This window comes from Acidocella sp., from assembly GCF_035535915.1.
Lineage (GTDB): Bacteria > Pseudomonadota > Alphaproteobacteria > Acetobacterales > Acetobacteraceae > Acidocella.
On the sequence record NZ_DATLPB010000051.1, the window covers coordinates 1 to 4,186 of the forward strand.

The following is a 4,186-nucleotide window of genomic DNA, read 5'->3' on the forward strand; positions in this document are numbered from 1 at the left end:
TGGGCACGGCGCTCTTCGGGTTTGGCATCGTCCGGCGGCGGCGCGGCGTTTGAGCGACCCGCAGCCGGGCAGCCGCGCGGTCGTGCAGGACGACAACGTCAGCATTCAACTCCACGGCTATGCGACAGCAGACGGGCCGCCGGTGGTGATCGTCGTGCTGCCGCCCCTGACGGCGCTGCGGCTGGCGGCCGAGCTGCTGGCGGCCGGGCTGCGGCATCTGCTGGCCGAGCGCAACCACGCGATCGGCGTGCGGCGGGGGCCGCCATGAACGGCATGCGGGGGCCGCGCGGCTGCGCAACGCTGCCGGGATCGCGGGAGAGTTACCCGCAAAGCAAACAACCCGCTTGGTCGAAGCGGGCTGCATACCGGCGCAAAAGCCTGGGAACTCGGTGTCGCCACCGCCACGATTCCCTCGCACATCGCGCCGATTTTCGCAAGCCGATTCTTGCCACGGGCGCCTTGCGCCCGGCGCGCGGATGCGCCACGCTGAACGCGGAAATAGTGAAACCCGCGCTGGAGGGCGCGGGCTGCACATACCGGCGATGTCGGCCAGAAATCTCGTCTCAGCAGCGAGATATTTCCCGACATCGCCGATTTTTGCAAGCGTCGTCTTGCCACAGGCAAGGTGCGCCTGCCGCAGCCCGCCCTCCGGCGCCATCGGAGGTGCTTGAGCCATGACTAATTCCCCCCGCAATTTCCAGCCCTACCGGAGCATCCCATGAGCGCCGGATTTTACCTCATGCACCGCGGCTGGCTCGACCATCCGGCATTCGGCAGCCGCAAGCGGGAACCGTTCTGTCGCGCCGCCGCTTGGGCGTGGCTTATCGAGCACGCTGCCTATGGCGCGATACGCGTCCGGATCGGCGGCGCGATTGCCACGCTGCAGCGCGGCCAACTCAGCCATTCGCTGCGCCATCTCGGCGAGGCGTGGGGCTGGCAGCACGACCGCGTACGCAGGTTTTTGGGTGAGCTTGAAAAGCGCGCCATGATCGCGACAGACCGTGCGACAGGCCAAACGGTCATAACTATCTGTAATTACAACGATTATCAGGCCATATCGGAGCGCCGCGCGACAGCGCCAAACGGCGATGCGCGACAGCAGTGCGACAGCAGTGCGACAAGATATAAAGAAAGAAAAGAAGGCGAAGCAAAAAGGAATCTCTCTGAATCTGAAAAGACTGAGTCTGTCGCCGCGCGCGCGAGCGCGACAGCCCGCCCACCCGAGCCGCCATCCCAGCCGGAAGCGACAGCGGAAGATTTTAAGATTGTTGATGATGGTCCTGAAGAGCAGCGCTGCGCGCTGCCGCCGCAGGCGCCCCAACCGGAGACGCCTGCGCCCGAACCGCCGCCGGACAGCACCAGCGAAAAGAAGAAAAAACAGCTCGGGCAGAAGCTATTCCGCTTCATCAACGCGACCATGACCGGCGCGGAGCAGATGGCCGCGACGCTCGGGCTGATGGGCCTCGACCCTGAGCACACAGAGCAGGAGTGGTTCGACGAGATCGACCGGCGCCGTAAACGCGCCGGCTGGGACGACATGCGCGACGTGCCGCCGCAGGCTTACGGTGCGCGGCCGGTCGGCGCCATGGCACTCGTGGTGTAGCCATGCGGTTCCTCCCACAAGACGACCCGCGCCGCCGGGTCTGGGAAGCCTGCGAAAGCCCGATCGAGCAATGGCTGTGCTGCGGCCTGTTCACGCTCCTGGGCTGCCGTGCGGTCGGAAACTATTTTTTCCCAAGCCTGCTTACAGAACTCTGCGTTCGCGCCGGCGATGCGCCCGCCTGCTACCTGTTCTCGCAGCACAAAATCGGCCGCTTTCGCGTGGACTTCCTCGCCGTGATCGTCAGGCCGGCGGATCGCACGCACCGCCTTATCGTCATCGAGTGCGACGGTGAGCGCTATCACGGCAGCCCGGCGCAACAGGCCCGAGACCGCATCCGCAACGGCATCTTCGAAGAGCGCGGCTACACCGTCATCCGCTACACCGGGTCGGTGTTGTTCCGCATGATGGGTGGCGTCCTCAAGGAAATCCAAGCCATCCTGTTGTCCGAAGGCGTTACATGCGCAACGCCGCCTGATCTCTACGGCTACTCAGGGTTGCTGGCCCTCTTTACGCCGAACCCGATCGTTAAACAGGTCCGGCGCGAGGCCCGCGCCGCCTGCGATCGCGAGGAAGAACTCGAACGCAGCCGCTTTTTCGAGGGCGACGACGGCGGGTCTTACCGCTGGACGGACACGATCTGATGGCGGAGCGCATCGACATGCACGCCTACGCAAGGTCTGTCGGGTTTCGCGACAACGCCGAGCGCATGGAGCAAATCCGCAAGGATGTCGCCAAGCGCGATAATCCGGCGCATTTCGAACGGCTGCGCGCCATCCGGGACGAGCTGCCGTTACGCGGACCCGCCAGGGCGGAAAGGTCCGGCCCCGCATACGCCGCCGATGAGCTGCGCCAAGCCCGCATCGCGCTGGGGATCGAGCCGCCCGACCCGCCCGCCGAGGCCGCCGAATGAAACCCCATCCGCCGGCCCCGCCTGATCCGTGCTTTCCGGTGGAGTCTGAGCTTGTGCCGTCCTCGCGCTACTGCTTGCCGGGCCAATGCGTGTGGTACGGCGACGAACCGATGTGCCCGCATCCTCGTGGCTGCGACCGCTGGGGCGGCTGCGTGCATCCAGGAGCGTTCGGGGAAGAGGCGACCGTCAATTGACCCACCGCCCCCCGGCACGTCCCTCGCGCAAGGCCGCCGCCGCTGGCAAGGCGCTGTTGGCGCCGACGCCGGAGCGCCTCAAGCACGGCACCGTCAGCCGGGCGCGCGACAGCGTGGCGGACGCACACGGCGGCATCGGCCTGCCATGGCTCGTCGAGACGCCGCTGCAACGGCTCTACGAGCGCGGCGCCATCAACCAAGCGCAGCTCATCGCCGGCGAGCAATTTCAGCGCATCTTCCGCCTGGCGCACCACGACGCCTTGCGCGCGGCCGACCTGTTGCGCGACGTGCGCCACAGCGCGCCGGTTGACGCTGTCGCCGTGGAGCGCGCCCGCGACTCGGTGTGGCAGGCTATCCGCGCCTGCGGTGGCATGGGCAGCCCGTGCGGCTCCTGCGCCTGGCATGTGCTGGGCAACGAAATGACCGTCGCCGAATGGGCCAGACGCGAAGGCTGGGGCGGCAAGCCGATGCGCGAGGAGGTCGCCAAAGGGACGCTCATCGGTACGCTCGGCGTGTTGGCCCAGCATTTCCGCTTGACAATCTCCGGGAATTTTTAGGAAATGATTTATCTGTCGAGTGTTGTCACTCGATCGCACTTGCCCGCCACGGCTTGGCCGCCCGGCGGGCAAATGCGTTTTAAGGCGCTACGGAGGCCGCTGGCGCGATTTGATGCTGGGGTGGCTGTCGGGTAGCGGAAAATGCCTTCAGGCCATCACAGCTCGCTCAGATCGCTTCTATGGGGCATTCTAGCGGCCACGCAGGACCTTGACGCCGGTGCGGGTATCCACCGTGACGCCCTGCGGCTCCCCTATCACGATCTCGCGCGCCGTCTTCTCGATCGCATCAGAGACCGAGCCGTTCGGATCTTTCTTATCGACGTGATCGCCGCGGCACTGCTGCACCGCGCCGCGTGTGAAGCACATCGCCCAGGTCGCCGTCGCCGCCGTCTCGGTCACGGTATAGCACATCTGCCAGCCCTGCTTCGGCAGGCACGCCGAGCGCACTGTTACCGTTTCAGCCTGCGCGGCCAGCGGAAGGACGGCCAGCACGGCCGCGAGAATGTAGGTTTTCATGACGCAGGCACATCGCGCGGACACGCGCCGCGGTCTTGATAAACCCGGCCAGAATGTTGACAACGCGCTTTACCGCTTTTACCGCAGCCCACAGTGGCGCACCGCCCGCCGCCTCGCGCTGCGCCGCGATTCCTACCGCTGCACGCAGTGCGGCGCATCCGTGCGCAAACTCGGCACATCCCGCGTTGACCACATCCATCCCGTCCGCACCCATCCGCATCTCGCGCTAACCTTGGATAATCTGAGAGTCCTTTGTGCCTCGTGTGATAATCGCCGGCATTCGGACAAATGGCGGGGCACGAACGATCATCGCGCAAAACAACTCAATGTGACGCTGGGTTGTAGTTTAGATGGCTGGCCTACAAGGCGGTCGGACTAAGGCGATGCGTTCGCAATCTCTCTGTGG

At 65.6% G+C, this 4,186-nt stretch carries 7 protein-coding genes; 6 read left to right on the forward strand and 1 reads right to left on the reverse strand.

What is annotated here, in order from left to right; all coding sequences use genetic code 11:
• The 5 genes from VNC39_RS06300 to VNC39_RS06320 all read left to right on the forward strand — a co-directional run.
• A partial coding sequence (locus VNC39_RS06300; protein WP_325397297.1) for a hypothetical protein occupies window positions 1-268 on the forward strand: 268 nt, incomplete at its 5' end.
• A 450-nt stretch (window positions 269-718) separates the two neighbouring features.
• Window positions 719-1,603: a hypothetical protein gene (locus tag VNC39_RS06305; protein WP_325397299.1), complete on the forward strand. Its 885-nt coding sequence runs from the start codon at window positions 719-721 to the stop codon at window positions 1,601-1,603.
• Window positions 1,604-1,605: 2 nt separating this feature from the next.
• Window positions 1,606-2,244, forward strand: coding sequence for an endonuclease domain-containing protein (locus VNC39_RS06310; RefSeq protein ID WP_325397301.1), 639 nt, complete (start codon window positions 1,606-1,608; stop codon window positions 2,242-2,244).
• Entirely contained in the window at window positions 2,244-2,513 is a 270-nt protein-coding gene (locus VNC39_RS06315; RefSeq protein WP_325397303.1) for a hypothetical protein, read from the forward strand. Before VNC39_RS06310 ends, VNC39_RS06315 begins: the two co-directional genes overlap by 1 nt.
• 190 nt (window positions 2,514-2,703) lie before the next feature.
• The gene (locus VNC39_RS06320; protein WP_325397305.1) at window positions 2,704-3,264 is read left to right on the forward strand and encodes a hypothetical protein; all 561 of its coding nucleotides are present in this window, start codon (window positions 2,704-2,706) and stop codon (window positions 3,262-3,264) included.
• A 189-nt stretch (window positions 3,265-3,453) separates the two neighbouring features.
• Here VNC39_RS06320 and VNC39_RS06325 read toward each other — a convergent pair whose 3' ends face one another.
• Window positions 3,454-3,780, reverse strand: a complete 327-nt coding sequence (locus VNC39_RS06325; protein WP_325397307.1) for a hypothetical protein — start codon at window positions 3,778-3,780, stop codon at window positions 3,454-3,456.
• Here VNC39_RS06325 and VNC39_RS06330 point away from each other — a divergent pair.
• Entirely contained in the window at window positions 3,779-4,159 is a 381-nt protein-coding gene (locus VNC39_RS06330; protein ID WP_325397309.1) for an HNH endonuclease, read from the forward strand. The two genes, VNC39_RS06325 and VNC39_RS06330, sit on opposite strands and share 2 nt — an antisense overlap.
• Window positions 4,160-4,186 lie beyond the last annotated feature (27 nt).